Genomic DNA, 13227 nt, shown 5'->3' with positions numbered 1-13227 from the left:
CAAGGCGCGCATGGCATAGATTGCGTCACTCACATCCCGTTCTTGGGTCTGACAAAAAGATGGCGCCACCGGGATAGCCATTCCCGTAATTCCATATAGACCTTCCCCGAAGCCAAAATGACAAACGAAAGAGTTCGATTGACCCTCCTGCGTGAAACCCTCGAAAACCGTCAGGTCCCCATCTATTTTGGCGCTGTCGTCCTCGGCATGATTGTGGCGGTAACTCTCAACGGAATGACGGCGCTGGAAATCGGCATCAACCCCGCGCTGGCATTCATGTTATTCGTGACGTTCCTCCAGGTCCCCCTAGCCGAGTTGCGAGTGGCCTTCTCGCGCTTTCGCTTTCTTGGCGTCCTGCTGCTGACCAATTTCGTTGTGGTTCCTGTTCTGGTGGGAGCCCTTGTTCAGTTTCTGCCGCCCGATCCGATGATAAGGCTAGGCGTGCTGTTGGTGCTTCTCGCGCCATGCATCGACTATGTCGTAACCTTCTCGCATCTCGGTCGTGCCGATGCCCGTCTCCTGCTAGCTGCGACGCCCGCGCTTCTGGTCATCCAGATGATGATGCTTCCCGTCTACCTGGGTTTTTTCCTTGGCCCTGAGGCTGGGTCTCTTGTGACAGCGGGGCCATTTGTTCACGCATTCGCCTGGTTGATTGCGGTCCCGCTTGTCTTCTCCGCTCTCGTCCAGTTTTGGGCCATCAAAAGTGCCGCGGGGGCACGTGTAGCCTCGGTTCTTGGGCTGCTCCCAGTTCCCGCGACAGCGTTTGTATTATTCGTTGTCGTGGCCGCTGTGGTGCCGCAACTCGGCCCCGCACTTGATGACACGTTACGGGTCGTCCCGATTTACGTGGCATATGCGGTTATTGCACCCTTGGCGGGATGGGGCATGAGCAGGCTGTTTTGCCTTGATGCGCCAGCCGGGCGGGCCCTCGCGTTCAGTGCCGCAACGCGTAATTCTCTCGTCGTCCTTCCGCTGGCATTCGCTGTTCCCGGCGCGGTCCCACTCCTTCCTGCGATCATTGTCACGCAGACATTGATCGAACTTATAAGCGAGTTGGCGTATGTCCGTCTGGCGCCAAAGCTCGGTTCCAAAATGGCTGCATGACGGATCCAGCGGCGGAGACCGCGATACGAAACAACGGCAACAATTCCGGCATGGCGCTGATGCAGCTGACTTGAGACGGAAGGGAGCATTTTGATCTCTGCGCATGTTACTCTACCCGAGGACTGCGCGTTTACCGCTCAGCCGTGCCTTCATGAACCTATCTTCGACGAGATTGAGGAAATATCTTCGGGACAAAGCATGCGAACGCAGGATGCGATACCTGCAAGCTGATCCTGACGACATGACAGCATGAAAAGTCGCAGATTGAGAGATTAAAATCAGCCGCAACCGCGCGGCGATCCAGCGATCAATCAAGATGCTCCGCAGAAGCGGAAATGCCCAACCACGAACGATGGAGTCTCGCAATGAAATTGGATAAATTTTTAGAGAAATAAGTATAAAATCGTTAAGCATGCCCATTTGCGGGATATTATACTCTGCATTGTAGTCTTCTCCTCAACGAAGGGGAGAATAATCAGATGCAAGATAAATATAAAGCGAAATCATATTCCAAAGTATCTGCATTCGCACTCGTGTTGCTCTGCGCTTCATTCGCACAGGCTTGTGCTTACGAAACACTCGAAACAAATCCTGAAGTTCTTATAAGCTCCAGTGCCGCCGCTCCCCTCTTGCAGAACCGGAATGTCGCCCGGGGTTCAGCTTGGCTGACCACGGAATACCTCACCACGACCCTTGCCCTGACCCAAGCTGGCCTCGCTCCCCTTGATCTTGATGTCGATCCTGACTTTGACCTTGCTTCCACCAACGACCTCGCACTACCATCGGCGCTCACAAAACTTGCCGATAAGGGCCTGGCGGAAAATCCGGCTCTCAATGAAAAGATGATCGACCAGGCCCAGGTCATCACCGCCTCGATTCCTGCGATGGCGGCCCCCGCTGGGGTGTCGATCAGCCAGACCATTCGTCAGGAAGCGCCTTTGTTCGGTGCCTACAGGATCCGCTTCGGCAAGATCAAGAGTGGTGCCCGCATATCCGGCCTGATCAAGAAGGCTGTCGCTTCCGGCGCACCCGACGACATTTGCACCGAAAAGTGCGCAGACCTTGCCGATCAACTTGCGTTGAGCGGATCAACTGTCAGCGAGCAACTCCGCCACGTCTCAGCATCAGTCAACAGAATTGTCGCCTACAAGGCAGACGACCAGAACCATGAACGGGTGGACTACTGGTCGACGCCCGGTGAAATTCTGGATCGCAGCAGTGGCGATTGCGAAGACTACGCCATCCTGAAAATGGCTTTGCTGGCCCGCCTCGATGTTCCTATGAGCGCCATGGAAATAGTCGTGCTCAAGGATACCAGCCGTAATCTATTTCACGCCGTTCTGTCTGTTGCATTTGAGAATCGTAGCCTGATCCTCGACAACGTGACCGATGCTGTTGAAGCTGACACGGCGAAGGAAAGCTATGAGCCTCTGTTTTCGATTTCTGGCACCGCAAACTACGTATTCGGCTACAAGGGTGGCAAGTCCAACCTTACGGCCTCACTCAAGGAGCTCGGAGCAATTGCGCCAGGTGCAGGCTTCTGAGCGCATAAGCCTGGCACAATTCTCCAATCGAACTTGCATTTCCGGATGAAGCGGAATTTCGGTCCGCTCAAGCCGCGCCACGTTCTTCGCTTCGAGAATGATTTTTGATGTGTTCTTGACGCGCCGGACGTGGCCCGAGGACAAGATGCGTATGGTGTGCTCGAAACCTATCGACTACAGCGCCGCACATCCAATCGGATGCGCGGCGCTGTAACTCTTTGAATCAATGCATGTCGCGTTCAAATGAATCCATTTGAACGCGACATGCATTAGATATATAATTCCTGGCAAATTCACCAGCCACTCCTCTTTGGCACCATGAAGGGCTCGTTTTCCTGGCGCGTATAAGCCGGCTCACCAAAATTGGGCTCGGGGCTGGTTTAGCACCAAGAAGGGGCCATGCGATTTTGGGGGCCGGTGGGTCGGTCCTGGCTATTGAAACTGATGAGGTGCAAAACTACGTACCAGCAAGGATTTTCGAGCTCGCTATGCTGACGAAGGAGGTCTCGCTCGAATGCGAAAACGGTCCTTACCTTTGCCAAACGCGATTGGGACGTGGTGAATTGCCGCCCGTATTAGAGACGGGCATTTCCGTGCTCCGCTCCCGCTTGGGACTTTGCGCTCGGCCTAGAACATTGGCCAGGCCGTCGTGCGATCAGCCAAGACTGGAGACATATGCCAATCCAAGGCCCCGGCTCGCTCAGGACGTCTTTCTCCGCACCGAGTTCCATCCACCCGAGCTGGGAACCAGCTTCTCTTGGAAGCGCGCCGCAGTCTTTTGGGTCAGCGTGCCTTCCAGTGACGAGCAGCTTCGTGTATCCGATCTCGACAAATCGTCAAGATCAGGTAATGGACAAAAATGACCGACACTTCTCTGCGACTTTCGATCGAAGAATCGCACACGTTGGCGCGACAGCGCAAGCGCCGGAACATTTATCTGCTATTGGCGTTGTGCTGCTTCGCAGTAACCGTGTTTGGCGTGAGCATCACTCACCTGCAGTTGGAAACCCAGATGGATCCGTTGCCTTCACAGCCAATCACCGACAAGTGATTGGCTGTGTGCCGATGGTGCATCCATAATTTGGGGATGGATCACATCGGACTTTCTCACCTGCTGGCACGTATCGGCCTTTTCAGCGCGACGACCCTGGCGGCCTATTCGGGCTTTGCAGTCCTGTTTGGCCTTTTTTGTCTTGTCGGAGGCCATAACATGATGGAAGCATTGTACGGAGGGTTCGCGAGCTTTTTGCTAGCTCTTGTTGTAGGCGCTGGAGGTGTTTGGATATCGACCTCCAGCCCACGATTCAACCAGAGACGAGACTGACCCATGTGTTGGGGTCATGTTGCGATTGGCGCTTGAGGAAATAGAGTTCTGTTTCTTTCCAGAGCAGAACCCGAGGTTCAACGTTGTCCAGAACGAAATCCCCCCGATCGGTGATAACGGTCAGGACCGCATGTCCGCCTCCATTTGCATCCCGTCCAACCGTCATTGATAGTGCACCCAAGGGTATGCCCCGTTGATTTAGGCGTTTGCGCTTTTCAAGTGCGTAATCTTCGCAATCGCCAACATTTTTGGGATATTCCCACCGCTCTTCAACCCCGAATATTTCGTTGTCGGTCAGAGGTGCAACGGACGTATTCACATCATCATTGGTTTGAATGATGTCGCTCCAAAGTTCGCGTGTCAATTCGACGATCTGGCCATCTGCGGGGCGGTCACAGCGATCGGCGTAGCGCTGGCAATAGTCATAATAGCCGATAGGTATTGTCGTTCTGCCGAACGTCACCATATTCGCAACGCTAGTTGGCTGCGTCTGGTTGAGATGGAGTGCATTGGCGCCGGCGGCGCCGCATGACAAGGCGAGCGCAAGCGCCGCAATAACTGACTTTCCCATGTTGAACCTTTCCCCAAAGTTGATGGAAAGACACTACGAGGAACAGATAAAAACTGGGAAAAATCAAAGACTTGGATTTATCTCAAATGCGATTCAAATGCTGCTTTAGCAACACACGATTTAGAAACAATTGGTATCGATTTGCACTCCAAACTGAGACTCGGTCAGTTTATACCAAAACGTTACACTTCAATTGAGACTCAAGCCCGAAAAGTCTCAATTGAAGTGTAACGTTTTGTCGGCTAGGCGAATGCCGCTTCTTTTTCCAAGGAAGGCTTCCAGGATTCAATGTTTTCATCGGTGATCCGCTCTGTGCCATCCTGAATGGCTTCAATTGCGAGTTCGTTGAGTATCCCAAACACACGTGCCGTTATGCCGTCGCCGAGACGGGAGAGGTGTCGCAGACTTTGGCTCGATAAGGCGGACGGAAGTTGGAGCGGTAGACTGCGCAGAATTGCGGTGACCAGTTCCTGAAACTCCTCATTTGCATTCCATCTAGGCAGCACAAACTGATCCAGGCGCCGTGCCAGTTGAGTGTCGCCGGCAATCGCGTCGCGGGCTTCGGACACACCAAGGCAGACGAGCGAGGCTTTGGTCTCGTTACTGAGATATCGCAACAGTTGGAGGATCACACGCTGTTCTCTCGGGGTTCCCGCAAGCAGGTTGTGAACCTCATCGAATACCAGAACGCGAACGTTATTGCTTTTCAGGAGGAGAACGGTCCTTATCTCAAGTTCCATGAGCGTCAGGCGTTCGTTGATGCTCGCTCCCATGGCCATCAGCAATTGCCCATATATTCGGCGTTCCGTAGGTCGTGACGTCAGTGTGATTGCCAGCACTGGCATACTCTCAACACCGGTGCTGTGATTAATAACTGGTGGGTGATCACGTTTGAACTTTTCCACCAGCATAGTTTTGCCCATGCCGCTATGGCCATAAATTGCAAGCCCCGGCGGACGCGTTGATGGTGGATGGTCGCAAAGTCCATCAAGATGCCGCAACACACGACGGGCGCGATCAAAACCGACCCAACGATCAGATCGAATGGCACGAATCCGTGTTTCGTTTGGTGCGTTGGCAAGTGCTGCGGCGCCGGGCGCTAAATGCGTGAATTCAATCATCAATCCCAAAATTCCGTGTCGTCGCCTGAAGCAGTTGGTTTGGTCATATCTATGGTCGTGACATGGCCGCTTTCCTTTTGGTCCTGTTTAACAGGTCTTCGCGCGGTACTCCGGCGCGCTTTAGCGCTTGAGGATGCGGCAATGTCCTCAATCTGTCGCTGTTTTGCGATCGCTGCAAAAATAACGTCTTCCTGTAACTCACGCCGTCCCTGGTCTCGCAGCCTTTTCTTGGCGTGTTTCCATTCCCACCATGAGACCGGCGGATAGGCGAGATTTCGATACCGCGCCTCTACAAACCGGCCGTCCGACTGGCGAACGAATATCCGGGAAAGGTCTCGTGGATCATATTTGATCTCAAGCTCTGCACCCCGGCCGACATCCCGTGATAGGGCGTCCGACCAGTAGCGAATCTTCTCCAGGTGAATGCCGTCCTTCAGCAGGCGCCTCCGGTCGCCTGGCAGGAAGCTGGTCCAGAACGCCATTCGGTCCGGCGGCAAGTCGAAATCGACTTCACCTTGCCGTTCGCGCCATAGGGCCAGGGGAGGGCGCAACAGTGAGGCGTGAATACGTTGATGGTATTTCCCAACGATTTCCAGTGCGATCCACTTTTCCAGTTCGCGTAATGTAAAGGTCGCACGGTCCTCGGAATCGTAATCACCCCTGATTTTCACATTGCTGAACGTTGTCCCTGGCAGCAGATGAACAGCTCCCATCATCGTTCCGATCAGCCGCTCGATGTGTCCACCGAAGCGCGGTGTCGCTGGCGGTCTAAACTGCAGTTTGATGCCATATTCCTTGCAAGCGTCGGCGAGCGCGCGCGATCTGAATTCGGCGCCATTGTCGCAATGGAGAACCGTGGGTAGTCCGGCGACGGGCCAGGGAATATCAATGCCCCTCTCGTCCAGCCATGCCGTTTTGTCGTAAACCGCGTGCAGGAGGCAAAGGCCAACAGACGTTCTGGACGGGGCTTCCAATGACAAATGGAAACCGGCGACCATTCTGGTGCAAACATCAATAGCAATTGTCAGCACTGGCCGTCCGATGGGCTGACGATACTGTTCATCGACAACGATGACATCGACGATTGTGTGGTCGATCTGCCAAAGAGCGTTCGGCTTGGCAACAGATAACTGGCCAGGACTTGGCGTTGATGCAGCTTCGATCTCTCGTTCCCCGCGCTTGCGGGCCGCGGAAATCGGGATCAGTTCCGAAACTCTCCGTTGCACTGTTCTACGGGCCGGAGCAGACAGGCCCTCTGCAAGGCAGACTTCCCGGATTCGTCGTAATAGTGCAGCAAAGCTCGGCCTTTCCTTCTTGAGCCATAAGTCATCCACTTGTTCGGCAATAACCCGCTCCGTTCTCGGGTCCAGACGGGTCACGCCTTCCTGCGTCCCGCGTTTTTTGGGTTTGAGGCTTGAGGTGCGCTGCGTTTTTCTAAACCGCGCAACGAGCCGAAATAACGTCGAGCGCGGAATACCATATTCTTCACGTGCCTCTGCGACCACCTCAGCATTTACCGTTCCACCGCTACGGCGCAAAAGATCTCGCAGGAATTCTTGTGGACCGTCGTCCCCAGTGTCCTGGCCGATTTTGGGGTCTTCGAGGGGTGAAATCATACACCGACATTACGGTCGATCGACCGGTCGATCAATCCCAATTTGAGTGTAACAAAAGCCCCCTGGAGTCTCGTTTGAAGTGAAAGGCGTTACACTTCAGTCTCACGCAAATCCTTGAAAACGCTCAAGGCGCGAGTCCCGGTTTCAAAGGCAAATCGACAGTTCTCGTCGAGGACCGCGGAAAGCTGGAAGTCCTTGCACAGCGTCGCCGTGCCGGCGACGCGGACATTCGCGCCGGCAAGCGCGACCCCGGTCGCGATCGATGACCCGTATTCGCACAGATGCCCCATCTGCACCGCGACCCCCGACTTCGGGCCGGGGTTGAGAGGCAGCGCCTCCACCCGCGCCGGGTCGAGGCCGGTGATGCAGGCCGCCACCGCAAGCGATATGCCGGCCCCTGCCGAAGCCGTCAGACAGCCCGCCTCGGCGCCGGTCAGTTCCGTAATCGTCCTGCTGGCGAGCGCCTGCAATTCATGCATGTCGACGAAACGCTCGGTGGCGGCGGCCGTCTCGCCCGAAACTTCCGGGGCGGGCGCTACCGAGGCGCCGAGCCCCGTCATCGTGCCGGCGACGTTGACGATGCGCCGGAAGCCGTTTTCGTCGTGCCAGCGCCAGTCCGGCGCTGTGGAGGGTTGGTCATTGCCCATTGAAAAATACTCCATAATTATGAAATAAGATGAGGTCAATCAAGGAAGGTCGGAACTGGAATGCAAGACACCAGCAAAGCGCCGCGCTCGCGCACCAGCGGTATCGACAGGACGCTGCAGATCATGGATATCCTGCTCGACTACAGGCGTCCCATGACCGCCTACGAACTCGCCAAGAGCGCCGCCGCGCCGGTTTCCACGATCTACCGACTGATCGATGAACTGGTCGAACGCGGCATGTTGAGCCGGACGTCCGAGAGCCTTGTCTGGTTCGGACCGCGGCTGATGCATTACGGTCTTGCCTACCGCTCGCGCATGAACATGTATGTCGAGGCCGAGAAGGAAATGCTCGCGCTCAGCCGGCGAACCGGCGAGATGGTTCAGGTCTGCGCACGCGACGGCGGCATGATGGTCGTCATCGGCATGGCCGAGGGCGAGGGCCACTTTCGCGTGACCTCCGATGTCGGCACCCGCGTTCCGCTCAACTGGACCGCTTCGGGCCTGCTTCTGCTCGGCCACCTCGATCCGGCCGAACGCACCGCCGCCTTCGCGGAAAGCGCTCGTCCCTCCAACACCGGGCTTGCCGAAACCGATCCGGAAGCTCTTTCCGAGCGCAGTCGCAAGGACTTTCTCGAAGGGCTTTCGGTGCAGTCGGGCAGTTCCGAGGAGGGCGTGGTCTGCATCGCCGCCCCCATCCGCGACGCTGACGGCGCCTGCCAGCTCACCATGTCCGTGGTCATGCCGCGCCACCGGCTCGAGGAGAAGTTCGACAGCATTTCCGTGCAGGTGCGCGAGGCTGCAAGTCTTGTCGAGCGCGCCGTGGGTCATAGAACATCCGCCGTTGTTCCGGCTTGAATGCCTTCCGCATCGATTTCGAAGATTGCCTCGATCTCGACCGTGATCTGGTTGGGCAGCGAGCCCACGCCAAACGCGGAGCGCGAGTGAATGCCGGCCTGTCCGAAGATGGGGGCGAGCAGATCCGAGGCGCCGTCGATGACATAGGGGTGGCGCGAAAACTCCGGCGTCGCGTTGACGAGGCCAAGCAGCTTCACCACGCCTCTCACCCGGTCGAGCGAGCCGTCGCAAAACGCGCGCAGGGCGGTCAGGATGTTGACCGCGACGAGTTCGGCATGTTCGCGCGCTTCTTCAGCCGAAACGGTGTCGCCGACCTTCCCGGTCATGAGTGTGCCGTCGGCGAGCACGGGTCCCTGGCCGGATACGAACAGCAGATTGCCGGACCGGCGTACGTTGCAGAACGAGCCGACCGGCCGGGGCGGATCCGCCGGGAGCGCGAGGCCGGACCGGACGAGTCTCGCCTCCGGCGATTCCCGCAAATTATCAATTTTCACCAATTGCCTCTATTCTCTTGCAGTGACTGTAATGACCCGCGGAAACCTCCACGGGCGAGGGAATGCCGGAGGCGCAGATCTCGCGCGCATGCGCGCATCGGGTCCGAAAGACGCATCCGGATGGCGGCGACATCGGACTGGGGATATCGCCCTTTAGAACCTCCCGGTCGCGCGCAGCGCCAGGCCGCGGCATCGGAATTGCCGAGTTCAGCGCCAGCGTGTAGGGGTGGCGCGGACGTTCGTGGATATCGGCGGCTGGACCGATTTCCATCAGCCGGCCCAGATACATCACCGCGACCTGATCGCAGAGATAGTCGACAACCGACAGGTCGTGGGCGATGAACAGCATGGTCAGGTTGCGCCGTTCGCGCAGATCGAGCAGCAGATTGAGCACCTGCGCCTGGATCGACACATCGAGGGCGGAGACGCTCTCGTCGGCGACGATGAATTCCGGCTCCAGCGCGAGCGCGCGGGCAATGCCGATGCGCTGACGCTGGCCGCCCGAGAATTCGTGCGGATAGCGCCGCATGTGGTCGGCGCTGAGACCAACCTCTTCCAGAAGCGAAGCCACTTTATCGCGGCGGGTGCGCCGCGAACCGATGCCATGCGCGACGAGACCTTCGGCAATGATCGCCTCGACCGAAAGCCGGGGGTTAAGGGAGGAAACCGGGTCCTGAAACACCATCTGCATGCGCCGACGCATGGCCCTCAGGTCACCGGCCTTCAGGCTGTTGAGGTCGCAGCCGTCGAAAACCGTGCTGCCCGATGTCGGCTCGATCAGCCTGAGCAGGCTGCGCCCGAGCGTGGATTTTCCCGAACCGCTTTCTCCGACCAGCCCCGTTATCGACCCCTTCGGGATATCGAAGCTGACGTCGTTGACGGCATAGACCGGGTCACTCGCAGGGCCGAACGTCTTGGTCATGTTGCGAATGCTGATAAACGGTTCCGTCATGGCGCCTCAACACCTTCAAGGATGCAGGCGGCCAGATGGTCGGGCGCCTTGCGCGTCAGCGCCACCGGCTCGCGACAGCGCGGTTCGGCATAGCCGCAGCGCGGCGCGAAAGCGCATCCCGGCGGCAGGCTGGCAAGCGGCGGAACGGAACCCGGAATCGGCACCAGCCGTTCGCCGCGCGGGCGCCACGGCCCCGGGATAGAGGAGAGAAGTCCCTTCGTGTAGGGATGCCGGGTGTCGTTGAAGAGCGCGTCGACGCCGGCCTGCTCGACCACCCCGCCAGCATACATGACCGCGACATCGTCCGCCATCTCGGCCACAACGCCCATGTCATGGGTGATGAACAGGATCGACATGCCGAAATCCTTCTGCAACTGCCGCATCAGGTCGAGGATCTGCGCCTGGATCGTGACATCGAGCGCGGTCGTCGGCTCGTCGGCGATCAGAAGCGAAGGCTTGCAGATCATTGCCATGGCAATCATCACGCGCTGGCGCATGCCGCCCGAGAGTTCGTGGGGGTAGCTGTCCATCCGCCGCGCGGCTTCCGGTATCTCGACCAGTTCCAGCATTTCGATCGTGCGCCTGCGCCGCGTCGCCGCGTCCATCGTCTCGTGCAGGAACAGCATCTCGCCGATCTGGTCACCGATCGTGAACAGCGGGTTGAGCGACGACATCGGCTCCTGGAAAATCATCGACATCTGGTCGCCGCGCAGCCGCCGCCGCTCCGCTTCGCCAAGCTCCGTCAGTTCGAGCATGCGGCCGTCGCGGTGGCGATAGGCGAGCGTGCCCGCCGCGATCCTGCCGTTCGGCGGCAGCAGGCCCATCAGCGCCAGCGAGGTCACCGATTTACCGGAACCGCTCTCGCCCACCAGCGCAAGCGTGCGACCGCGGCCGATGCTGAAGCTGACGTCGCGCAGCGCCGCCACCTCGCGCCCCTGGCCGCGAAAGCGGACGTTCAGTCCCCGGACATCCAGAATGGCGTCCTCGTTCATGAGGCCCTCCGCGCGGCCGGTTGAACATCGTTGCCGATCACCGTCATGCGCGGCTCGAACAGCCGTTCCAGCGTCATGGTGTTGCCCTGACTGTCGAGGACCGGCAGCGAAGCCTCGGCGAAATCGAAAACCGTGAAATCGGCGCGTGTTCCGGCGGCAAGACCGCCGCGCCCGCTGAGGCCGAGCACGCCGCGCGGTCCGGCGCAGACCGCTTCAATACAATCGTCGAAGGGCAAACCGAGGCCGTAGAGCTTGGACATGGTGGTCGCGAGGTCGCGCACCGGGTCCTCGATGCTGTGGAGATGGAGGTCCGTCGAAATCGAGAACGGCTTCAGGCCATCGGCCATCGAGGCGCGCGCGGTCTCGAAATTGAACGAGGCCCCGCCATGTCCGATATCCATCAATATGCCCCGCGCCGCCATGTCCTGCGCCATTTTGAACAGCGCATCGGTGTCGCGGATCGAGCCGGCGGCCTTGCCGTTGAAGCAATGGGTCACGATATCGCCCGGCGTCAGAAGTTCGAAGACCTCGTCAATCAGCGGCGGCGGTTCGCCCACATGCACCATCAGCGGCAGCCTGGTCATTTCGGCGACGCGCTTGGCGATCTTGGCGGGTGTGATCCCCCAGGAGCCGACGATCACGCCCGAGGCGCGAACCTTGATGCCGCAGATGACGTCGCGATTGGCCTCGACCACGGCCAGTGTCTTGTCGATATCGATGGAGCGCCAGTCGATCAGTTCGGGCACCCGGTTGCAGGCAACCAGCCCGATGGAGCCGATGTTGAGAAACGCGCGCACGGTTTCGGACTGGCGTTCGATGACGTATTCGCGCAGGCCGTGAAAACTCGCCTCGCCGGCCGAGCCGGCATCGGCCATGGCGGTGACGCCGGTCGGCCGGCCGGCCTGCGAGGCCCGCACCGAAATGTCCGTGCCACCATGCCAGACATGGACATGCAGGTCGCACCAGCCTGGCGACAGAAAGGCGCCGTTGCAATCGATGAGCCGGGCGTCCGGCGCGGCGTTCTTCGCAAGCAGGCCGTCATCGCCGATGTGGATTTGATCGGGTGCGTCATCGAACCCGATAATGTGGAAATTGACGAGGGTGAGAGACATTCAGGCTTCCTTGGCAAGATGCGGGTCGAGAGCGTCGCGCAGCGCGTCGCCGACGATCTGGAGAGTCAGTACGGACAGCGATATGGCAACGCCCGGAAACAGGATGAGATAGATGGCCGTGTCGAGGTATTGGCGGCCTTCATTGACCATGATGCCCCAGGTCGGGGTCTCGGGGTCGACGCCGATGCCGAGGAAGGAGAGGCCGGCCTCGGCCAGCATCGCATAGGCGAAGATGAACGTTGCCTGCACCAGGATCGGCGAGACGATGTTGCGCAGCGCATGGGTGATCATGATGCGCCAGGTCCGCGTTCCCAGAGCCCGTGCGGCCTCGACATAAGGCATTTCGCGGATGACCATCGTCGAGGCTCTGACGATGCGGGCGACGCGCGGCGCATAAACGATCGAGAGCGCGACCACGACATTGGTGAGGGTGCCGCCGAAAATCGCGACGAGCGACAGCGCCATGAGGATGTCCGGAAACGCCATCATCGCGTCGATCAACCGCGAAAACGGCCAGTCGAGCCGGCTGAAGAAGCCTGCCGTCAGGCCAATCACCACGCCAATCAACGACGACAGGATCGCCACCGAAAGTCCGATGCTGAGCGAAGAGCGCCCGGCGTAAAGAAGGCGCGACAGTACATCGCGTCCGAACGCATCCGTGCCGAACCAGTGGGCAGCACTCGGTCCCTGCAGGCGCTCGCGCACCGACATCGCATCGGGATTGGCGGGCGCCACCAGCGACGCGAACAGACAGAGAATTGCGATTGCCAGGAACACGGCCAGTGAGACCTGCACCGAACGCCGCGCAAGCAGGACACGGAAGAAACCGGGTTCGCCCGTGCCTTCCGGTTCGGCCGTTTCCGGCGTGCCGGAGGAAAGTGTCGTATCGGCCATG

Annotated in this window: 12 protein-coding genes; 3 read left to right on the top strand and 9 right to left on the bottom strand. The window is 58.7% G+C overall.

Translation table 11 applies throughout. The features are described 5' to 3' along the window. Window positions 1-138 precede the first annotated feature (138 nt). Window positions 139-1104: an arsenic resistance protein gene (locus JS578_14245; GenBank protein QRX65388.1), complete on the top strand. Its 966-nt coding sequence runs from the start codon at window positions 139-141 to the stop codon at window positions 1102-1104. Between the two features lie 479 nt (window positions 1105-1583). Beyond that, window positions 1584-2648 (top strand): transglutaminase-like cysteine peptidase, encoded by a 1065-nt coding sequence (locus JS578_14240; protein ID QRX65204.1) that lies wholly within the window; start codon window positions 1584-1586, stop codon window positions 2646-2648. Window positions 2649-3952: 1304 nt separating this feature from the next. Here JS578_14240 and JS578_14235 read toward each other — a convergent pair. The 4 genes from JS578_14235 to JS578_14220 form a co-directional block, all read right to left on the bottom strand. Continuing rightward, on the bottom strand, window positions 3953-4543 hold the full coding sequence (locus JS578_14235) for a transglutaminase-like cysteine peptidase (GenBank protein QRX65203.1): 591 nt from the start codon (window positions 4541-4543) through the stop codon (window positions 3953-3955). Between the two features lie 242 nt (window positions 4544-4785). Further along, entirely contained in the window at window positions 4786-5667 is an 882-nt protein-coding gene (locus JS578_14230; protein QRX65202.1) for a TniB family NTP-binding protein, read from the bottom strand. Beyond that, a complete protein-coding gene (locus tag JS578_14225; GenBank protein ID QRX65201.1) occupies window positions 5664-7280 on the bottom strand; it encodes a DDE-type integrase/transposase/recombinase in 1617 nt (538 codons plus the stop codon). The genes JS578_14230 and JS578_14225 overlap by 4 nt, the downstream gene beginning before the upstream one ends. Window positions 7281-7369: 89 nt before the next feature. Beyond that, window positions 7370-7942, bottom strand: coding sequence for a hypothetical protein (locus JS578_14220; protein QRX65200.1), 573 nt, complete (start codon window positions 7940-7942; stop codon window positions 7370-7372). A 45-nt stretch (window positions 7943-7987) separates the two neighbouring features. Between JS578_14220 and JS578_14215 the strand changes: the two genes are divergently transcribed. Continuing rightward, entirely contained in the window at window positions 7988-8782 is a 795-nt protein-coding gene (locus JS578_14215; protein ID QRX65199.1) for an IclR family transcriptional regulator, read from the top strand. On the opposite strand, the gene JS578_14210 is transcribed toward JS578_14215, so the two are convergent. Genes JS578_14210 through JS578_14190 form a run of 5 tightly spaced genes read right to left on the bottom strand, consistent with a single transcriptional unit; the run spans window position 8752 to window position 13226 of the window. Next, window positions 8752-9261, bottom strand: coding sequence for a RidA family protein (locus JS578_14210; protein QRX65387.1), 510 nt, complete (start codon window positions 9259-9261; stop codon window positions 8752-8754). The genes JS578_14215 and JS578_14210 overlap by 31 nt on opposite strands. A 4-nt stretch (window positions 9262-9265) precedes the next feature. Further along, window positions 9266-10228: an ABC transporter ATP-binding protein gene (locus JS578_14205; GenBank protein ID QRX65198.1), complete on the bottom strand. Its 963-nt coding sequence runs from the start codon at window positions 10226-10228 to the stop codon at window positions 9266-9268. Continuing rightward, window positions 10225-11220 carry an ABC transporter ATP-binding protein gene (locus tag JS578_14200; protein ID QRX65197.1) on the bottom strand — a complete coding sequence of 332 codons (996 nt, stop codon included), beginning with the start codon at window positions 11218-11220 and terminating at the stop codon, window positions 10225-10227. Before JS578_14200 ends, JS578_14205 begins: the two co-directional genes overlap by 4 nt. After that, window positions 11217-12332 (bottom strand): amidohydrolase/deacetylase family metallohydrolase, encoded by a 1116-nt coding sequence (locus JS578_14195; GenBank protein QRX65196.1) that lies wholly within the window; start codon window positions 12330-12332, stop codon window positions 11217-11219. The genes JS578_14200 and JS578_14195 overlap by 4 nt, the downstream gene beginning before the upstream one ends. Then, a complete protein-coding gene (locus JS578_14190; GenBank protein ID QRX65195.1) occupies window positions 12333-13226 on the bottom strand; it encodes an ABC transporter permease in 894 nt (297 codons plus the stop codon). Between the last annotated feature and the right edge of the window lies 1 nt (window position 13227).

The organism is Dysgonomonadaceae bacterium zrk40, assembly GCA_016916535.1.
Classification (GTDB): Bacteria; Bacteroidota; Bacteroidia; order Bacteroidales; family Dysgonomonadaceae; genus Proteiniphilum.
This window is presented reverse-complemented; position numbering and strand designations above follow the sequence as displayed.

Bases quoted from the DNA above. Each gene is read 5' to 3' on its own strand.
- JS578_14205 (QRX65198.1), bottom strand. From the start codon at position 10,228: ATGACGGAACCGTTTATCAGCATTCGCAACATGACCAAGACGTTCGGC.
- JS578_14220 (QRX65200.1), bottom strand. From the start codon at position 7,942: ATGGAGTATTTTTCAATGGGCAATGACCAACCCTCCACAGCGCCGGAC.
- JS578_14190 (QRX65195.1), bottom strand. From the start codon at position 13,226: ATGGCCGATACGACACTTTCCTCCGGCACGCCGGAAACGGCCGAACCG.
- JS578_14215 (QRX65199.1), top strand. From the start codon at position 7,988: ATGCAAGACACCAGCAAAGCGCCGCGCTCGCGCACCAGCGGTATCGAC.
- JS578_14195 (QRX65196.1), bottom strand. From the start codon at position 12,332: ATGTCTCTCACCCTCGTCAATTTCCACATTATCGGGTTCGATGACGCA.
- JS578_14200 (QRX65197.1), bottom strand. From the start codon at position 11,220: ATGAACGAGGACGCCATTCTGGATGTCCGGGGACTGAACGTCCGCTTT.
- JS578_14225 (QRX65201.1), bottom strand. From the start codon at position 7,280: ATGATTTCACCCCTCGAAGACCCCAAAATCGGCCAGGACACTGGGGAC.
- JS578_14240 (QRX65204.1), top strand. From the start codon at position 1,584: ATGCAAGATAAATATAAAGCGAAATCATATTCCAAAGTATCTGCATTC.
- JS578_14235 (QRX65203.1), bottom strand. From the start codon at position 4,543: ATGGGAAAGTCAGTTATTGCGGCGCTTGCGCTCGCCTTGTCATGCGGC.